This window comes from Nocardia sp. NPDC060220 (assembly GCF_042727815.1).
Lineage (GTDB): Bacteria > Actinomycetota > Actinomycetes > Mycobacteriales > Mycobacteriaceae > Nocardia.
Genome location: NZ_JBHWZY010001266.1, coordinates 1 through 1,404 on the forward strand (window position 1 = coordinate 1; position 1,404 = coordinate 1,404).

The following is a 1,404-nucleotide window of genomic DNA, read 5'->3' on the forward strand; positions in this document are numbered from 1 at the left end:
GATCATGCGCGACACCATCTTCTGCGCCATCCCCGAGGATGCCGATCGCGACGCGATCTCCGAGTCGATCTTGCGGATGGAGAAGTCCATTCAGGAGTACGTGCCCGGCTACCGACTGCTCAACGAACCCCAGTTCGACGACCCGTCGCTGGTATCCGGCGGCTTGGCGAAGGTGTCGATCTTCGTCGAGGTCGAGGGTGCGGGCGACTTCCTGCCGCCGTACGCGGGCAACCTCGACATCATGACGGCCGCGGCCACCAAGGTCGGCGATGTGCTGGCCGATCAAATCATCTCGGCTCGGGTGTAAGGGAGAACTCAATCATGAGCAATGTGCGCAAGCCCTACTCGGGCGAACTCGATGTGCGCGTTACCGATACCTCGCTGCGTGACGGCTCGCATCACAAGCGTCACCAGTTCACCGTGACCGAGGTTCGCGACATCGTCGGCGCGCTCGACGCGTCCGGTGTCCCGGTCATCGAGGTCACCCACGGTGACGGCCTGGCCGGGTCCTCGTTCAACTACGGGTTCTCCAAGACCCCGGAGCAGGAACTGATCAAGGCCGCCGCGGAGACCGCCAAGCAGGCCAAGATCGCCTTCCTGATGCTGCCCGGTGTGGGCATCAAGGAGGACATCAAGATCTCGCAGGACAACGGCGCGTCCATCTGCCGCATCGCCACCCACTGCACCGAAGCCGATGTGTCCATTCAGCACTTCGGCTACGCGCGGGATCTGGGCCTGGAGACCGTCGGCTTCCTGATGATGGCGCACAGCACCACCCCGGAGCTGCTGGCCGAGCAGGCGCGCATCATGGCCGACGCGGGCTGCCAGTGCGTGTACGTCGTCGACTCGGCGGGTGCGCTTGTGCTGGAACAGGTTTCGGACCGCGTCTCGGCGCTGGTGGCCGAACTCGGCGACGACGCCCAGGTCGGCTTCCACGGCCACGAGAACCTCGGCCTCGCCGTGGCGAACTCGGTCTACGCCGTGCGCGCGGGCGCCACCCAGATCGACGGCTCGGCTCGCCGCTTCGGCGCGGGCGCGGGCAACCTGCCGGTCGAGGCCTTCATCGGCGTCTGCGACAAGCTCGGTGTCAAGACCGGCGTGGACTTCTTCGCCGTCACCGACGCCGCCGAGGACGTGGTCCGCCCGGCCATGCCGTCGGAATGCCTGCTCGACCGTCAGGCCCTGATGATGGGCTACGCGGGCGTCTACTCCAGCTTCCTGCGCCACGCCGAACGCCAGGCCGAACGCTACGGCGTCTCCGCCGCCGAAATGCTCGTCCGCGCCGGCAAGCGCAAGCTCGTCGGCGGACAGGAAGACCAGCTCATCGACATCGCCCTGGAACTCCAGCGCGAAGCTTCGGTCACGGCCTGATAGTTCCCCACCCAGCACCGGGCCGGCAGACAT

General features: G+C 66.5%; 1 protein-coding gene and 1 pseudogene. Both read left to right on the forward strand.

Annotated features, from left to right (window positions below):
* A pseudogene (locus ACFWF3_RS35910) lies at nt 1–307 on the forward strand (acetaldehyde dehydrogenase (acetylating)); the annotation flags it as partial.
* Nucleotides 308–321: 14 nt separating this feature from the next.
* Complete coding sequence (gene dmpG, locus ACFWF3_RS35915) at nt 322–1,371, forward strand: 4-hydroxy-2-oxovalerate aldolase (protein WP_378990694.1); 1,050 nt, start codon at nt 322–324, stop codon at nt 1,369–1,371.
* Nucleotides 1,372–1,404: the final 33 nt, after the last annotated feature.